General features: G+C 36.7%; 15 protein-coding genes. 4 read left to right on the forward strand and 11 right to left on the reverse strand.

All coding sequences use genetic code 11. The annotated features are described in order from the left end of the window. Positions 1–89 precede the first annotated feature (89 nt). The 5 genes from AC13CQ_RS00280 to AC13CQ_RS00300 are packed head-to-tail and all read right to left on the reverse strand — an operon-like array spanning position 90 to position 4,495. Positions 90–899 (reverse strand): hypothetical protein, encoded by an 810-nt coding sequence (locus AC13CQ_RS00280; RefSeq protein WP_482882590.1) that lies wholly within the window; start codon positions 897–899, stop codon positions 90–92. Between the two features lie 34 nt (positions 900–933). After that, positions 934–1,515, reverse strand: a complete 582-nt coding sequence (locus AC13CQ_RS00285; protein ID WP_482882591.1) for a conjugal transfer protein — start codon at positions 1,513–1,515, stop codon at positions 934–936. Beyond that, positions 1,512–3,932, reverse strand: coding sequence for a TraG family conjugative transposon ATPase (locus AC13CQ_RS00290; protein ID WP_482882604.1), 2,421 nt, complete (start codon positions 3,930–3,932; stop codon positions 1,512–1,514). Before AC13CQ_RS00290 ends, AC13CQ_RS00285 begins: the two co-directional genes overlap by 4 nt. Then, positions 3,919–4,200, reverse strand: coding sequence for a hypothetical protein (locus AC13CQ_RS00295; RefSeq protein WP_482882592.1), 282 nt, complete (start codon positions 4,198–4,200; stop codon positions 3,919–3,921). The genes AC13CQ_RS00290 and AC13CQ_RS00295 overlap by 14 nt, the downstream gene beginning before the upstream one ends. A gap of 10 nt (positions 4,201–4,210) precedes the next feature. Next, positions 4,211–4,495, reverse strand: coding sequence for a hypothetical protein (locus AC13CQ_RS00300; RefSeq protein ID WP_482882593.1), 285 nt, complete (start codon positions 4,493–4,495; stop codon positions 4,211–4,213). A gap of 158 nt (positions 4,496–4,653) precedes the next feature. On the opposite strand from AC13CQ_RS00300, the gene AC13CQ_RS00305 reads away from it, so the two are divergent. Continuing rightward, the gene (locus tag AC13CQ_RS00305) at positions 4,654–5,286 is read left to right on the forward strand and encodes an N-acetylmuramoyl-L-alanine amidase family protein (RefSeq protein WP_482882594.1); all 633 of its coding nucleotides are present in this window, start codon (positions 4,654–4,656) and stop codon (positions 5,284–5,286) included. 102 nt (positions 5,287–5,388) lie between these two features. On the opposite strand, the gene AC13CQ_RS00310 is transcribed toward AC13CQ_RS00305, so the two are convergent. The 6 genes from AC13CQ_RS00310 to AC13CQ_RS00335 all read right to left on the reverse strand — a co-directional run bounded on the left by AC13CQ_RS00310 (position 5,389) and on the right by AC13CQ_RS00335 (position 10,703). After that, positions 5,389–6,768: a P-loop NTPase fold protein gene (locus AC13CQ_RS00310; RefSeq protein ID WP_482882595.1), complete on the reverse strand. Its 1,380-nt coding sequence runs from the start codon at positions 6,766–6,768 to the stop codon at positions 5,389–5,391. A 63-nt stretch (positions 6,769–6,831) separates the two neighbouring features. Further along, positions 6,832–7,956: a hypothetical protein gene (locus tag AC13CQ_RS00315; protein ID WP_482882596.1), complete on the reverse strand. Its 1,125-nt coding sequence runs from the start codon at positions 7,954–7,956 to the stop codon at positions 6,832–6,834. A 15-nt stretch (positions 7,957–7,971) separates the two neighbouring features. Continuing rightward, a complete protein-coding gene (locus AC13CQ_RS00320; protein WP_482882597.1) occupies positions 7,972–8,649 on the reverse strand; it encodes a P-loop NTPase family protein in 678 nt (225 codons plus the stop codon). Next, a complete protein-coding gene (locus AC13CQ_RS00325) occupies positions 8,633–8,974 on the reverse strand; it encodes a hypothetical protein (protein ID WP_482882598.1) in 342 nt (113 codons plus the stop codon). The genes AC13CQ_RS00320 and AC13CQ_RS00325 overlap by 17 nt, the downstream gene beginning before the upstream one ends. A 341-nt stretch (positions 8,975–9,315) precedes the next feature. Further along, positions 9,316–9,594, reverse strand: coding sequence for a helix-turn-helix domain-containing protein (locus AC13CQ_RS00330; protein ID WP_482882599.1), 279 nt, complete (start codon positions 9,592–9,594; stop codon positions 9,316–9,318). 263 nt (positions 9,595–9,857) lie between these two features. Next, the gene (locus tag AC13CQ_RS00335) at positions 9,858–10,703 is read right to left on the reverse strand and encodes an RteC domain-containing protein (RefSeq protein ID WP_482882600.1); all 846 of its coding nucleotides are present in this window, start codon (positions 10,701–10,703) and stop codon (positions 9,858–9,860) included. A 259-nt stretch (positions 10,704–10,962) separates the two neighbouring features. Here AC13CQ_RS00335 and AC13CQ_RS00340 point away from each other — a divergent pair, with 259 nt between their 5' ends. The 3 genes from AC13CQ_RS00340 to AC13CQ_RS00350 all read left to right on the forward strand — a co-directional run bounded on the left by AC13CQ_RS00340 (position 10,963) and on the right by AC13CQ_RS00350 (position 14,325). Then, positions 10,963–11,568: a LytR/AlgR family response regulator transcription factor gene (locus AC13CQ_RS00340; protein ID WP_482882601.1), complete on the forward strand. Its 606-nt coding sequence runs from the start codon at positions 10,963–10,965 to the stop codon at positions 11,566–11,568. A gap of 622 nt (positions 11,569–12,190) precedes the next feature. Then, the gene (locus AC13CQ_RS00345) at positions 12,191–14,110 is read left to right on the forward strand and encodes a tetratricopeptide repeat-containing sensor histidine kinase (RefSeq protein WP_482882602.1); all 1,920 of its coding nucleotides are present in this window, start codon (positions 12,191–12,193) and stop codon (positions 14,108–14,110) included. Then, on the forward strand, positions 14,107–14,325 hold the full coding sequence (locus AC13CQ_RS00350; protein WP_482882603.1) for a hypothetical protein: 219 nt from the start codon (positions 14,107–14,109) through the stop codon (positions 14,323–14,325). Before AC13CQ_RS00345 ends, AC13CQ_RS00350 begins: the two co-directional genes overlap by 4 nt. The last annotated feature ends 109 nt before the right edge of the window (positions 14,326–14,434 follow it).

Below are 14,434 nucleotides of genomic sequence, written 5' to 3' on the forward strand. Positions count from 1 at the left end.
ACCTTTAGCATAACTAAGCTCTACAGCTTTTTGTTTAAATTCTTTGGTGTAAAAATTTCGTGCTTTTGACATTATTATTTTTTTAAAGTTTATAAATATATAAACTCCTTTCTTACTGTCCAGTCAAATATAGCAAGTCCAAATGAGCCCAATTGTATGATGGAAGCGAAATAATGGCTCCCGATATCCGTCCCGAAAAGGTTCTCCCAAAAGTTAGTATTGAGTTCCGTATAGAACAGGTTGATAAATACATTGACCAGGAAAAAAGCCGGAGCCATCATATAAACAGCGGCATACAGCTTAAAAAAATGATAGGACATCTCTCGAAACTTCTCAAATACAGCCATACTGATCACCAGAGGAAAGAAAGCCTTCATAATGCCCAACAGGAAGAAACGCTCGGCCAAAAACAAGGGGTAAATAAAAATATCGATGATCCAAAGAAATACCCCAAGGCCAAAAGCGAGTAGTTGCATCCCGTAAAACGGAGAGGTCAGGAACTCATAGAGTACGGTCAAGGCCTTCTTGGTGGCTTCAATAGCACCGATGTCTTCCTCAATGGGAAAATCCTGAAATTGTAAAGGCAAGAGTGCCGGAGCGGTATTGCGGTACTGGTTTTCGATAGCCACCAATACCCCATCAAAAAAGCCCAGTACCTGTGTGGAAAAGATCACCACCAGAACCACAGCAAAATTCTTGATGAGTTCATTGGGACTTAGTCCCCAGGTATACCCACCCTGCTCTACCGCTCCTTCATTGTATTTTTTCAGGAGGTTAATCAGAAAGAAGAGTACAGCCAGGGTCTTCATTCCAATAATCGTATACTGCGAAAAATCACTATCCTGTATCGTCTGATAAATAGCATCCACATATTCCAGACCTATACTTAATGAAATCATAATCCTTAATTTTTACTGCTGTTGACATAGTGGGTTAATAGCTCTTTTCCCTGTTATTGATCCGGTCTTGTAGCTCGCGGAAATCGATCACCATCTCGTAGCGGCGTTTTTTGACCCCGATCTCCATAATCATTTCCCGGCTGGCCTCCTTCTGCTGCTGTAAGATTTCCAGACGCTCGGCATCGGTCATCTCTAAAAAATTACTGGTCAGAAGCTGATCCATAAACTCCAGGTCTTCCAATGATCTATCAATAATTTTATTAAAGGCATCAGAAATATGCTGCATTTCCTCCGGCCTGACATAGGGAGAGCTCAGGATTTCCTTAAGATCACCTCGAACCATATCAAACAATTGTTGATTGTTGTCCACAATTTCACGGGCAGCTTTAAGCTGCTTCAGAACATTATTCACCTTTTCGATCCGTTCTTTCTGTTGCTTTAAATACTCCACAGTTTTCAGAAGTTGAGAGGTTTGCTTGGCAGATTCGATCAATTGTTTCGCTAGACTGATAAAATTGGTATTATCATATACCGGCATACCTTGACAGATAGCACGAGCAGACGATAAAAAGAGTAAAGCCAGTGTTAGAGCTAATGTTATGATTGCTTTTCTCATTGTTTCTTGTTTTTTATAGTGTTTTTGACATATTCCTGGATTGCAGTTTTCATATTTCCAGTCTTTTTCCAAATGTCCATTATGATCTCATTTTCAGTGCCGTCAGTGAGATAGGCTGCAAATACTTCAGGAGGGACTTCTAGGCGGAATACATTGCTCTCCTTGCCAATTTTCAAAAAAAGTTCAGTGTACTTCCGCTCCCCAATAAAGTTGTTACGCATAGAGCGAAGTTGGTTCAGGTCATGTGCAGAGAGGTTAAGTCGCTTTTTTAAATCGGCATATCCCTTTTCATTTCGAAGACTATAAATGATCTGGGTGTTTTCCAGAATGCTAGCCGAAGTACTATTCTCAGGGAGTTGGTTGATGGATTGCAGGATAATCCCAATAGCCCCGTTTTGTTTCCGGATGGCCTGATAGTAAAATTCTACACTCTCAAGCACATTCTCAAACTTGAGCTGCTTGGCAAACTCATCAAAGAGAATAATCCCCTTTTCAGAGCGGTTCTGCCATACGGTACGTTGAATTGCGGACTTAATGAGTTTTAGCATCACCGATAAGATCTCTTTATTGTCTCGGACTTCATCCAATTCAAAAATGATAAGTCGTTTGTCTTCAATTTTGTAGGTTTGGTCCGCATTGGTTTCGAAAAGAAAACTGTACAATCCCTCTCCTACATACTCGGACATGATGTGTAAGAAATGTGCAATGTCGAAATATCCCTCTTGCAGGTGTAAATGGTTAAGCAAGGTATCCTGCCTGTCCTCTACAAATCGGTAAAAGCCCTCCAATGAATACGATCCAGAAGTGTTTTTATAATAATATCTCAGTACTTTTTTCATGGCCACCTCCTGCCCTTTGGCAACCTGTAATCCCGAAGCGCTGAGTTCCAGAAGAAAGGTAGACAGATCCTCCAACTGCTCCGGTGGGACACCATCACCGGGGGATTTATAAAAAGGATTAATCCCTAAGTTTTTGCCTTGCTCATACCGCAGTATGGCATGATCATCCGGGTAAAGTTTGGCAAACTTGGTATAGGAACCGCCCAGATCTATTATGACCAGCCGTACCCCTTGTTCAAAATATTGCCTTAGAATATTATTAGCCAGAAAAGATTTGCCTTCACCCGTGGGGGCGAAAATGGCAAAGTTCCTTGCTTTAATGCGTTTTTTATTTTCGTCCCACACATCTTTTAAAACCGGTATATTATGCTGTCTGTCGTTAAAGATGACGCCAGTATCATCAGTCTTATAGTTGGTATTGTTTAGAAATAGACATAACGCATGTTTTAAATCGGTAACATATAAATCCTCGTTCGAGAAATTAGCGCTATACCCAAAATAACTGTTCAGGATATAATGTTTTCGTGCTTCTCCTCTTGGAGCATAAGGAATCATATCCAATTCCTTAAACTCGGCTTTTATTTTAGAGGCAATAGTATTTAGTTGTCCGACTTCTTGGCACCAAAAGATCACATTGAGGTGGCCACGGATAACCCGACTGCTCTCGTCATGGTTAATCTGCCGAAGTATGTCCTGTATCTTTTCCAGCACTACCTTGTTCTGGGTTCCGAAATTGGAACTTTTTTTCAGCTCCTCTACCCGTTTCTCCAATAGTTTGCGCCATCGGTGTTTGTCATCTAAATATAGTACTTGGTTCACCATATGGTTTTCGTTCAGATGAAGACCCAATCCATCTATAAACCCCTGATGAAACGTAAAATCATCGGAAGTAAATTTATCGTTGATCTTAGAACTTTGAATACTTTCCCCGAAACACCCTTCGTTGTTTACCGCCAGTACATCAACAAAGTGATCCCCTATCTGTACACCGTCCTTGTCCAAAACCATATCGGTATGCATACCCTCTTGGTAACAATTAAAAAATTGGGTAGTGGCCTTCTCTATCTGTTTTGGGTTGAGCGGGGTAAGATGGAGTTTTTTACTGTTATTGATAAAGTTGACCGCATCCCTTACTGCTCCTTTAAATTCATCCAATGCCATATCCATGGCAGGCACTATGTGTTTCGGAAGTTTTTTGAAAGGATTGCTATAACCGCTTTTGTTAAAAGCTTTGTTTTTAGGCCAACAGAAAAACAGATATGAGGTGTGAGCCATGTACTGCCTGCCTTTGAAGTAATTGTATGTGGACTTTTCTAAAAAAGTGGTGTTTGGCAAACCAGCCGCAGCGAAAGTGGCCTTTTGGTACAGATCCTGTTTGTGTACCACCGTTCCCGCAGGCAATCCCTTTAAAGCCTGAAACCATGCTCCATGCAGATCATCGAAATCTTTTTCCGAAAGGGAATAGATCTCAGGGAGGTTTATTTTATAACCCAACACTACATTACCATTGGAGGCAAATACGCTATGACTCCGAATCGTTACTATCGGATGAAAATCGGTAAGGTTAATTTTCATAATTCAAGTGACTGTTTAGTTTGCCAGAGATCATATCCGGAAATACTTTCTTGAATCGTAAAAGTTCAGGAGCCTGAGTCAGCTTGGTCAGGATCATAAACAGGAAGAAATTGGTCACCAACAGAAAAAAAATGATCCCTAGGTGAAAGGAGAAAATGATGACCAATAGAGATGCTATGACCGAAATCATCTGTATGGCAAAATATCCGATGGGCAAGCCCATAATCATGGCTCGTCTGCGGATCGCTTTGTAAGGAGTGAACTTTTTCATAGTGCTCCCGTTATACCGTTAGACTTATCAGATACGTGAAGATGCCTACAACAGCGCCGGCGATTAGGACAAAAATTAGCACGCGAGTAATCCCTTTTTTCAGGTCTGCATTTTCACCAAAAAAATGACCAGCATTAAAGAGGAAGCCTACCAGAAAGATGATCCCCAAGATAAGTGGAAATACAGATCGTATCGTATCGGAAATGTTGTTGACGCTATCTTCTATACCGCCAATCTGGGCCAAAGTCGTAAAAGGCAGTAATACTACCGTAGAAAGGAATTGTAATTTTTTCATCAGAAATCAGTTTTAAAAAGTTTCTGATGTAAAATTCACAGAGAAATGACTTAAAGACTCTCGGATCTCTATTTTTTAACGGTTAGCACCGTTAATTTTTGAATGATTTTCAGTCCTATACAGATTTTATTGCATTTTAAACAATCAATTTTTTTAAAATGAATCGATTATTAATCCTATTCCATTTAGCTGTTTTATGCTCTTTTCTAAAGAGCCATGGACAGGAATTGCCTCAACAAAAAATGATTGTTGTTATAGATCCTGGACATGGAGGAAAAGATCCCGGCGCAATCGGTATCGATGGTATTCAAGAAAAGGATATCACCCTACTTATGGCCAAACGGCTTGTAAAGTATTACCAGAAAACCGGAGATAACAAACTGGAAATTTACCTGACCCGCTACTCCGATTCTTTAATTTCATTAAAGGATAGGGCTCGGCTGTCCATAGCCTTAAAAGCTGATTTATTTTTATCCATTCATTGCAATTGGTCTATTAATACCAGTGCAAACGGGGTCGAAGCCTTTGTTCCTTATCCTGGAAACGGAAGCTATGCAAATATCCGGACATCCATCTCCCTAGCACTTGATTTGGTTTTGCATTTGGAAGAAGAATATGAACTGAAAAGCCGTGGTGTAAAATTTGCAAACTTTCAGGTGCTTCAGGAAGCTGTTGTTCAATGTCCATCTGTGCTTTTGGAAGTCGGTTTTATTTCCAATAAAAATGAATTATACCAATTGCAAAACGTCGATTACACTAAAATATTAATTCATAATTTTCTACTCCTATGAAAAAAGCTGTATATCTGGTTTTTAAAAATCTTAAAGTCATAATTCTTTTATTCTTAAATGAAGTGTACAATCAATTAGCACGAAGAAAATAGAGAAGTGTTTTTAATTAAAAGAGTCTATTAGAACGCTCCAAAAGTCCTCTACTGTGACGTTAGTAATATCCTCACGGCTTATTTTGACATACCCTACATGATCAACTCTAAAAGCAATCTCATTATTAACATAGCCTTCCAAAGTATAAGTACATTTTTTCTCTGAGCCAGAGGTAGTGTCACATTCAATTCTATTATTCTTATTTTCATGACATTTCCCTAATACATATTGCAAAAACTCAACAGCCAAGGACTGGTAATCGTCATTAAATGCGTTAAGATTATTATAATTTTCAAGAACTCCCTTTAAATGATAAACATCACCATTATATAAGAAGAAAAGCAGCTTCAATACATCATCAAATTTTCTAATATCATTTTGTCTTGTATAAGATTGAAGTTTCTTTAACTGACGAAGGTTAAAGCTTTTATTCTCAAAAAGAACGCTTAAAATAAATATAAGTAACTCCAGCAAATTTTTCTGATTGGGAGACCTTTGTTTCAATAAATGGGGAATCAAAATATCATATAAATTATCTTCAAAAGATAGTTCGTACAAACTATTGCTATAAAATTTATCAATATAACCCCTAAACTCTGTCTCCTTTCCATATATATGATGAAAAATACTCTTAATGTTATAATAATCCCCAACAACTACGATTTTATCTATTGCAAATTTGTTGGAATAGGTATCATTTAAATAATCGTAATCAACATGTGCACTAAAAATATTTAAAATTCGAAATATATGATGGGGATCAATTCGATCTAGGTCATCAATTATTAAAACAACTTTTTTATCGGAATATTTACTTTTTAATTTCTCTACAAGCCCTGTTATCAATTGTGTATAAAAATCATTTTCATAAATACTTCCTTTCTCTATCGTAATTTTATCAACAAAAGATTCAATATTTTCCCAAGAACTTCTATTCTCTTCTCTGTAGGCATCATAACTTTTCACCAAAGCATCGAAATTTTCTTTGATAGTTTGAATTGAAGCACCTATTTTAGGAATGGATATCAAAAAAGTATAAAACAGTTCATGAAAATTTTCGGACAAATACCCTACTAAACTGTTTTTATAAATAGTTTCAGTTTCAGATAATTCTTCAATTGAGAAGTATGTTATAAGTTGATATAAGAGATCATACTTTATAAGTTCAAAAATATCCTTGGTATTCGCTACAGAATAATTAACAGGGAATAAATGAAATGCTATATATTTATCACATAAATCTCCGGCTTGTAGATTAAATCTGTTTTTTAAAAAGGTAGTTTTTCCCAAACCATAAATTCCTGAAAAAAAAATTCTATCTGAATCTTGAAGATGTTTTTCAAAACCTTCAGTGGGGTATGTTTTTAAATATAATTGTTGTTCTTCCATATAGTGAAACTGTTTGGATTATGGAATTAATAAGGAACTAAGATACCTATTTAAAAGGAATAATTATATTTGGAGGTTTACCCATATCAAAGGATGATTACTAGCGGCATTTGTGTCAGCTTTGATTGAATGGTATACCTTCCATTGCGATCGGTTTTTTGGCCACATTCCTTTTCTGTTTAAACCACACGCTTTTACCCTATTGAGCAGTGCAGGGGAAAGTATCAGGTAATCTTCCTGCTTGATATTAATCCCCTTTGCATATGCTCCAAGACGGTAATAACTTCTATCCCTGCCCTTGTCCAGTTCTACCTTGAAATCGGGGTGTTTTGAAATATCTCTGGCGTCAGTTTGCCTAAATATTGGAGCTAAAATAGTTGCATAAGACGGCACATAAAATGTACCGACTATAGCAATATACTTCTTACCCTTTTCTTGTAATTCTTTATATACGTTAGCAATACACGCTACTTGTTGCTTTCTCCTTTTTTCTTCCCAGTTTTTATCTCCTTTTGGAAATTGCAACTGTGCCATAAGTACGTAAAGCTCCTCCCCTGTTGGAAGTCGGATTTGGTATTGTTGAAAATCTTGATCAAACATCGCCATACCATCAGTTTTATAATTATAACTCCTAACTGCTTCGATGGGATAATATTTTTTTGATAAGATCCCCATCTCCCTACCACAATAATCATTGCCTGCCAATAACGAGCAATGATGGTATATGTGCTTTTCAGTACCTGAAAGGTATTGGTCATTAAATTCCATAAGAGCAGTTCGATCTTCTAATTCCTGAAGCAATAGGATATCCGGATTACAATCGGTAATCACCTTAGCTTTATGAGCTGTGGAGGCTTTTGAGATGGGACGAGTTCCCATTTTTATCCACCCATTCCAATCAGTTAAAGTATTAGCCTTGTAGTCTAAAGTATTTCCTCGCTTACGAATATACAACGTTCCCTTGCGTTTACGTAGAATCACATAGGGTTCACTAGCCACTTTTTGGAACCCTATTAAAAATGATAATTCCCGTAGCCGCTCATAATCAGTATCCATGCGATTGTCTTTCCTTAAAAGGGCTTCAAACTCTTCCATCCATAATTTTAATGAACGATTTAAAGAATCTACTATCAAAGAGGTATCTCGCTGATAAAGGTTTTCTATATTGTAGAAAGCTATTTTCATCATATTTTATTTAGTTGATTAATTTTTACTTGGCATAGCCTGCCTCCTTTTATCTTTAGTTTTTGCAGAAAAAGCTACCAGATTAAACATCTCACGCATACGACTACGAACCCGATTCCCATAGCGATCCTCCAGTTCGTCAGCATTTAAATTGGTAGTTATATGGGTTTTGATTTTGTTACTTTTGAACAGTTCATAGCGACTGAGTAAGATCTCTCCCATTACATTGCAATCCTTCCCGAAATGTCTGCCGGTGGGTTCCACCCCTAAATCATCGAAACTGTAATATCCGCTATTGCCATAACTTTCAATGGTCGTATATCCCAGATGGTTAAATCCGAATACAATATTCCTGCAGGGGATGATCTCATAGGGGCGCTGGTATGGCACAATACATCGCAGTAGTTTCATCAAGCTGGTTTTTCCACAGCCCACAGGACCGGAAAGTAGTAAACCCTTGTCAGGATCGAGTCCGTATTTACTGCAATAGGCCTGCTCACCAACCATATAATTGCAAAGCTTAAAGAGCATCTCCCGGTCTTCACTATATAACTGAAAATCTTTGCCAAAAAGTAGTTTTCCCTTGGCCTCTAAATAGATCCATATCTTTGGAAAACTATAAACCATCTCCTGCCCATTCCAATCTCCAAGAGAGAATTCCACACTGCCTTCAACTATTTTAGAGGGGTTGCGCATAGTCTTTACTCTTTTTAGTTTTTAAATAATCCGGATGGTTCCCTTGTTGATTCTTTTTTATTTCATCGGCTTTTAACATCCATTTTTCCGCCGCAGCCTTCCAATTGACAATAGTTGTTCCGTTACCAGTTTTCCATCCTGTAGATCGGTAATGATTAAAAAACTTTTGTCCCTCGCCCAAAGACCCGTGATGCTTTTCAAAGTATGATAGGATCTCTTGTTCAAATGTGGGACTGTCAATTTTCTCTTGGGTGTTTGATTGTTTCTTTGTTTTATTATAGATGCCATCTATGGGATGCTCCTGTCCCATTATAGAGCTCCCCAATCCTATAGGATGACTAGCTCTGGGAGTGCAGTGTCCCAGCTGTGGGACACTGCCACTTGAAAAGTCCCATAAAGATACCTGGCTTCCTAGATGTGAGTTTTTGGAAGGAACATATCGTAGGTAGTTCCAACGGTGAAGGTCTCTGATACATCGATGATATGTGGATTTGGAACCAATAGCCGATAACTTCATGACCTCCCCGCGACGAATATGAAAAGAGGGTGCAAAATGTCTTAAGTTCCAATAGTGGAACAAAGCCATATACAAACTTATGTGACTGGTATACAAACGTTCATCCCTATAAAACTTTTCAAAAACTGTATTTAGATGCTGTATATAATTCATAACTGAACATCAATACGGTTAGCATCCATCAGTTTTTGTATATCCTCCATGTCGTAATAGAGCATTCCTCTTATTTTACTATAAGGTAAGGTTCCGGTAACCCTAAGAGATTGAAGTGTTCCGGGGCTGATTTGTAAAAGCTCTAATACCTCTGTCGAGCGAAGCCATTTTTTGGATTCGTGGGTAGTACCAGATTTTAATAATTGTCGGATTTCTTCTAATAATTCTTCCTTGAAATCCCTAAGGTCATCTGTTGTAATAATGTTTGCTGGCATAATGAATTGTTTTAAAAAAGAAGCCACCCCATTGCTGTCAACTAACCTGATGGCTCCTTTACAAGTTTGACTTTCGGATACAAAACTCTAACGCATACATGGATTTTTTTCACAAGGCGTACCCAACTTGGGTGTTTTTTTTCAAATATTTTTTTGATATAAAATGGTGGAATTTGACGTTTTAATTTTACTTCAAAACTCCAATTAACATTAAATTATAGGAGCTATCCTTCTAGCTATCATTTTACCCAAGTTGGGTGTTTTTAGGCATCCATATCAGTCATATGTTCCAGCAGTGAATCTTTGAGTTTATCAATAAACTTCGTTCTTCGAATTTTTCTGGATCGGATCTCCAAATAGGTTCTGTAATAATCCCCCAAGTCCATGTCTAGAATGGTTTCAAAAGTGAGGGCTATCTGTTTGATGTCAGCCGTACCACTATTAATAACATTACTGGTATGTAATGCATAGATCAACTCAATGAGATCAACCTTATTCCCGGTCCAAAATAGTTTGGGAATAGGCTGTTTCAAACGAAATTTAGAAGGCATATCTCTGTTGTTGTCCAGTTTTTCAATTTCTTTTTTAAGATGCGCAATGAGCATATCATAAGCGATAATTGTGGCTACGGAACTATCATGAGAAGTAGAAAACTGCTCATCAGTAATAAAATGAAAGGTATCGGGGTGTAAACGAATATCAGCTTTTCCTCTTAAGAAATATTGATCGTCAAATATCGTAGCCCCGCGACGGTAGTAATGATAAAACTCCAGATTGTCATTAAAGTAATCTTGAAGTTTGTCAATATGCTCTACAAAATATTGCTTTTGAGCTTCCTTACTACTCCTAGGTCGTTTACTCTCAATGGTGAATAGTTTCACATAATAAATAAGTTTGCTAAAGATCTGTGGTTTAATGGATTTAAAAAAAATCTTTTCACTGCCCTTGCTTATAAAGCCTTTAATGATGACTTGTCCTCTTAATTTTTCAATGACCCTTTGGGTAAGTTTAATCCCTTTTTCTGCTTTGATAAGGATATCTTCCTCTTCCATTTCCAAGCTTTCAATAGCTTGATCTAATTCTTCCAAGTGCACTTCATATACATTCATAGCCGGATGTATTTTTCAATTTCTGATGATAAAGCAAATTAGAAGGGTTTTGCCATTTAATAGTAAACTCTATGAATACTTTTTTTATACATCAAGTCTACCTGAGAGCATTTAGAGGTTGTTACTTTTAAATGCAGAATTCCAGCTTTTGAAAAATTATCTCATCATAGAATCTGATAAGAAAAATAGTCGTGTCATTGAAAGGGTCATACTTTCAATTGATAAAAACTCATCAGTAGTGCATAAATGTCATGTGACTATGGCTATGGAATATCTGATTACCAATCAACCGGAACTCGTATTTATAAATGTTGATAATTTAACAGAACAGCCATTCGATTTTACACTTCAATGTCACTTGCTCGATATCAAACTCCCACAATTTATTGCGCTTTCTACTTCAACACAGCAAGCATATAAAGCCATCAAACACGATTTCTTTGACTACCTACTTTTGCCACTTTCTGATGCAGAATTGTATAAATGTATCTCCCGATACCAAAAACAATTCGGAAATCATCAAGAATATATTTGCCTAAAATCTTATAAAGATTACCAATACCTCAATACGCATGATATCCTTTTTTTAAAAGCTGATAACAATACCACAGATTTTCATATGAGTAATGGTAAAACCATCAGTGCTTTTAAAACACTCAAAACTTATGAATCCAAATTGCCCAGCCACTTTATGCGTATCCATAAAAGCTATATTGTCAATACCTTAAAAATCTCCAGAATTGATTACGGGAAAACCATTTGTATGCTACAAAATCTTAATCTTCCCATTCCCTTTAGTAAGAAATTTTACCCTCAGATTAGAAAAGTACACACGACTCTTTGTAATGCTTCCATGGGGTTTTAAAAATCATCCATCCTCTTAAAAATCAGCTATTCACTCACAGAACTGTATTCCTCACTAAAGGCTGCAAAAATAGTAGTGTATTTACGCTTTCACCTTTTAAATTCACCCTATAAAGCTGCTTTAAGCATTGCGAATGTTTTTCATTTCAATGCTCTCAATTGTGCACAATCAGAGAATCTTTAGCCCGATCGCACGGGCTTATAAACCTATTGTGTAACCAAAAATTAAATCCTTATGAAAACTCTTATAAAAAGCATCTTACTCATTGTATTTTTAAACTGTTTCACAGCCTGTACACCACCCAATGATCAGACGGAAAACGATCTGCTCCTAGAGACCCATGCTACAGGGGATGACTCCAGTGCGCGTCCTGATAATGATCGGGATTAAGTCTTATTTAATCACTAATGTTCACAAAAAGAAGTCTTTACCTCCCCCAATAAAGACTTTTTTTTATTACTTTTAACCTTCCCCCAGTTGATGTACCGTGAAGTTCCGGGGTATAACATATTACCATTCTTCACTCCTTTTTTGCATTATTTTGGTTTTACTGAACACCCGTTGTCAAAGATCTTTTGACCGGGATAAACCAGAACCTCAGAAGAAAGGAGATAGTATAGCTATGCTTATTTCAAAGGCTAAAAAAAATACGGTTTCCAATTTATTAAAAACTGAATCCCTTCAAAAGGCCTATACCCTTAATCATTCAACAATAGCGGACACAGTAAGGTTGAGATATTTTTATGAGATCGCATCTTTGGCTACTAACGCCCAAGATTCCAGTTTGTTTTTAAAAGCCAATTACAATGCCATGCAAATAGCTATATCAGTGAAGGACACCTTTAAAATGGGAGATATTCATTGGAATTATGGAGCCTATTATTTAAATAAAATTGCATATGACAGCGCCTACTACCATTATCAGAAGGCATTGGATGATTTTGAAAAAGTTCATCACACTTATTATGCAGCCAAAATACGGTATAATATGGCTTTTATTCAAGGACGTCTAAAGGATTATACCGGAGCTGAAGTGTTGCTCTTTAGGGCTATTGACACATTTCAGGAATTAAAGAAATACCGTCAACTCTATGAATGCTATAATTTACTAGGAATCGTTTATGAAGAATTACAAGAATATGATAAAGCTATTTCCTATCATCAAAAGGCATTGGAATACCTGGAATATGTCCAAAATAAGTCCTTGTTTCTTCAGGATAGTCAGAACAACATCGGACTTATATATCAAAAGAAAGGAGATCAAGAAAAAGCCATTTCCTATTTTGATAAAGCCCTTGAAATGCCTGATTTAAAAAATAAAGATCCTTACTTATATGCCCGACTACTTGACAACCGTGCTCATAGCCAATTACTCAGGGACAGTACTGCTACAGTACTTCCGGAATTTATAAAGGCTCTCTATATTAGGGACAGCCTAAACAATATACCAGGAGTTATTATGAGTAACATCCGGTTGGCTCATTATTTTACTAATAAAGATACCACTAAAGCCCTTGAATATGCCAATAATGCATATCGGAAGGCCAAACAAATTAAAAATAACCGGGATATCCTGCAGGCACTAGAGCTTCTGGCCGATCTCGATACAGAAAACAAGTCGGATTATCTCGATCAGTACATAGCGCTGAATAAAAAGGTACAATCTCAAGAACGAAAAACACGAAATAAATTTACGCGGATTCAATATGAGACCAATCAATATATTAAACGGAATAAAGAATTAACTTTCAGACAGGTATGGATTATTATTGTTGCACTTTTATCAATACTCTTGATTTCCCTCACCTATTGGATATACCGCCAAAAAGCATATAACAGGGTATTGCAATTAGAAAGTAAAGAACAAAAAGCAAGTGAACACATCTACCTACTTTCATTAAAATTACAGGAGAGACTACAACAGGGGCGTAATCAGGAGCGGGTTCGTATTTCAGAGGAATTACATGATGGTATACTAGGAAGGTTATTTGCCCTTCGCATGAGCTGGGGATATCTCAAGTTCAAAGGGACTGACAAAACCCTTGACAAACACCAAATTTATCTCAACGAATTACAACAAATTGAAAAGGATATCAGGGAACTCTCTCATGAACTTAGAAACAAAACTATTGAACTTCCGATTGATTTTATACAGCTTGTAAAAGCCCTTATTGCAAAAAGAAGTAAGGTGGGAAAGTTTGATTATGTGTTATACAATGATGAGCAAATCCCATGGGAACATATTGATAACTTTATAAAAATAAACTTATACCGCATTGTCGAAGAAGGGCTGCTAAACTGCATTAAACATGCTCAGGCTTCAATGTTTAAAATAGAGTTTTCATGGAATAATAATAGGCTTATTCTCTTTATGGAGGATAACGGGGTGGGGTTTAAAAAAAGAAAGAATAAAAAAGGAATTGGGTTTAAAAATATGGCTTCTAGGGTTAAAAAGATGAATGGCATCTTTGATCTCTATAGTGACCCCACAAAAGGAACCATTATTCAAATCAGTATTCCCATAACAATTGATAAAAAATGAATACTTCTAAATTTCAAATACTATTAGTAGATGACCATCCGCTGATTACCGATGCTTATGAGCATGCTTTTATAAATCTGGGACAGGAGAAAGAAATGAAATTTCAAATTAGTGTTGCTCATGACTTTCCCTCGGCATTACATGCCTTAGACCAAAGGGTATACGATATAGTCTTTGTGGATGTACTGGACTTGCTATATTTGACTGGACAGTAAGAAAGGAGTTTATATATTTATAAACTTTAAAAAAATAATAATGTCAAAAGCACGAAATTTTTACACCAAAGAATTTAAACAAAAAGCTGTAGAGCTTAGTTATGCTAAA

It is taken from the genome of Galbibacter sp. L-19, from assembly GCF_056857615.1.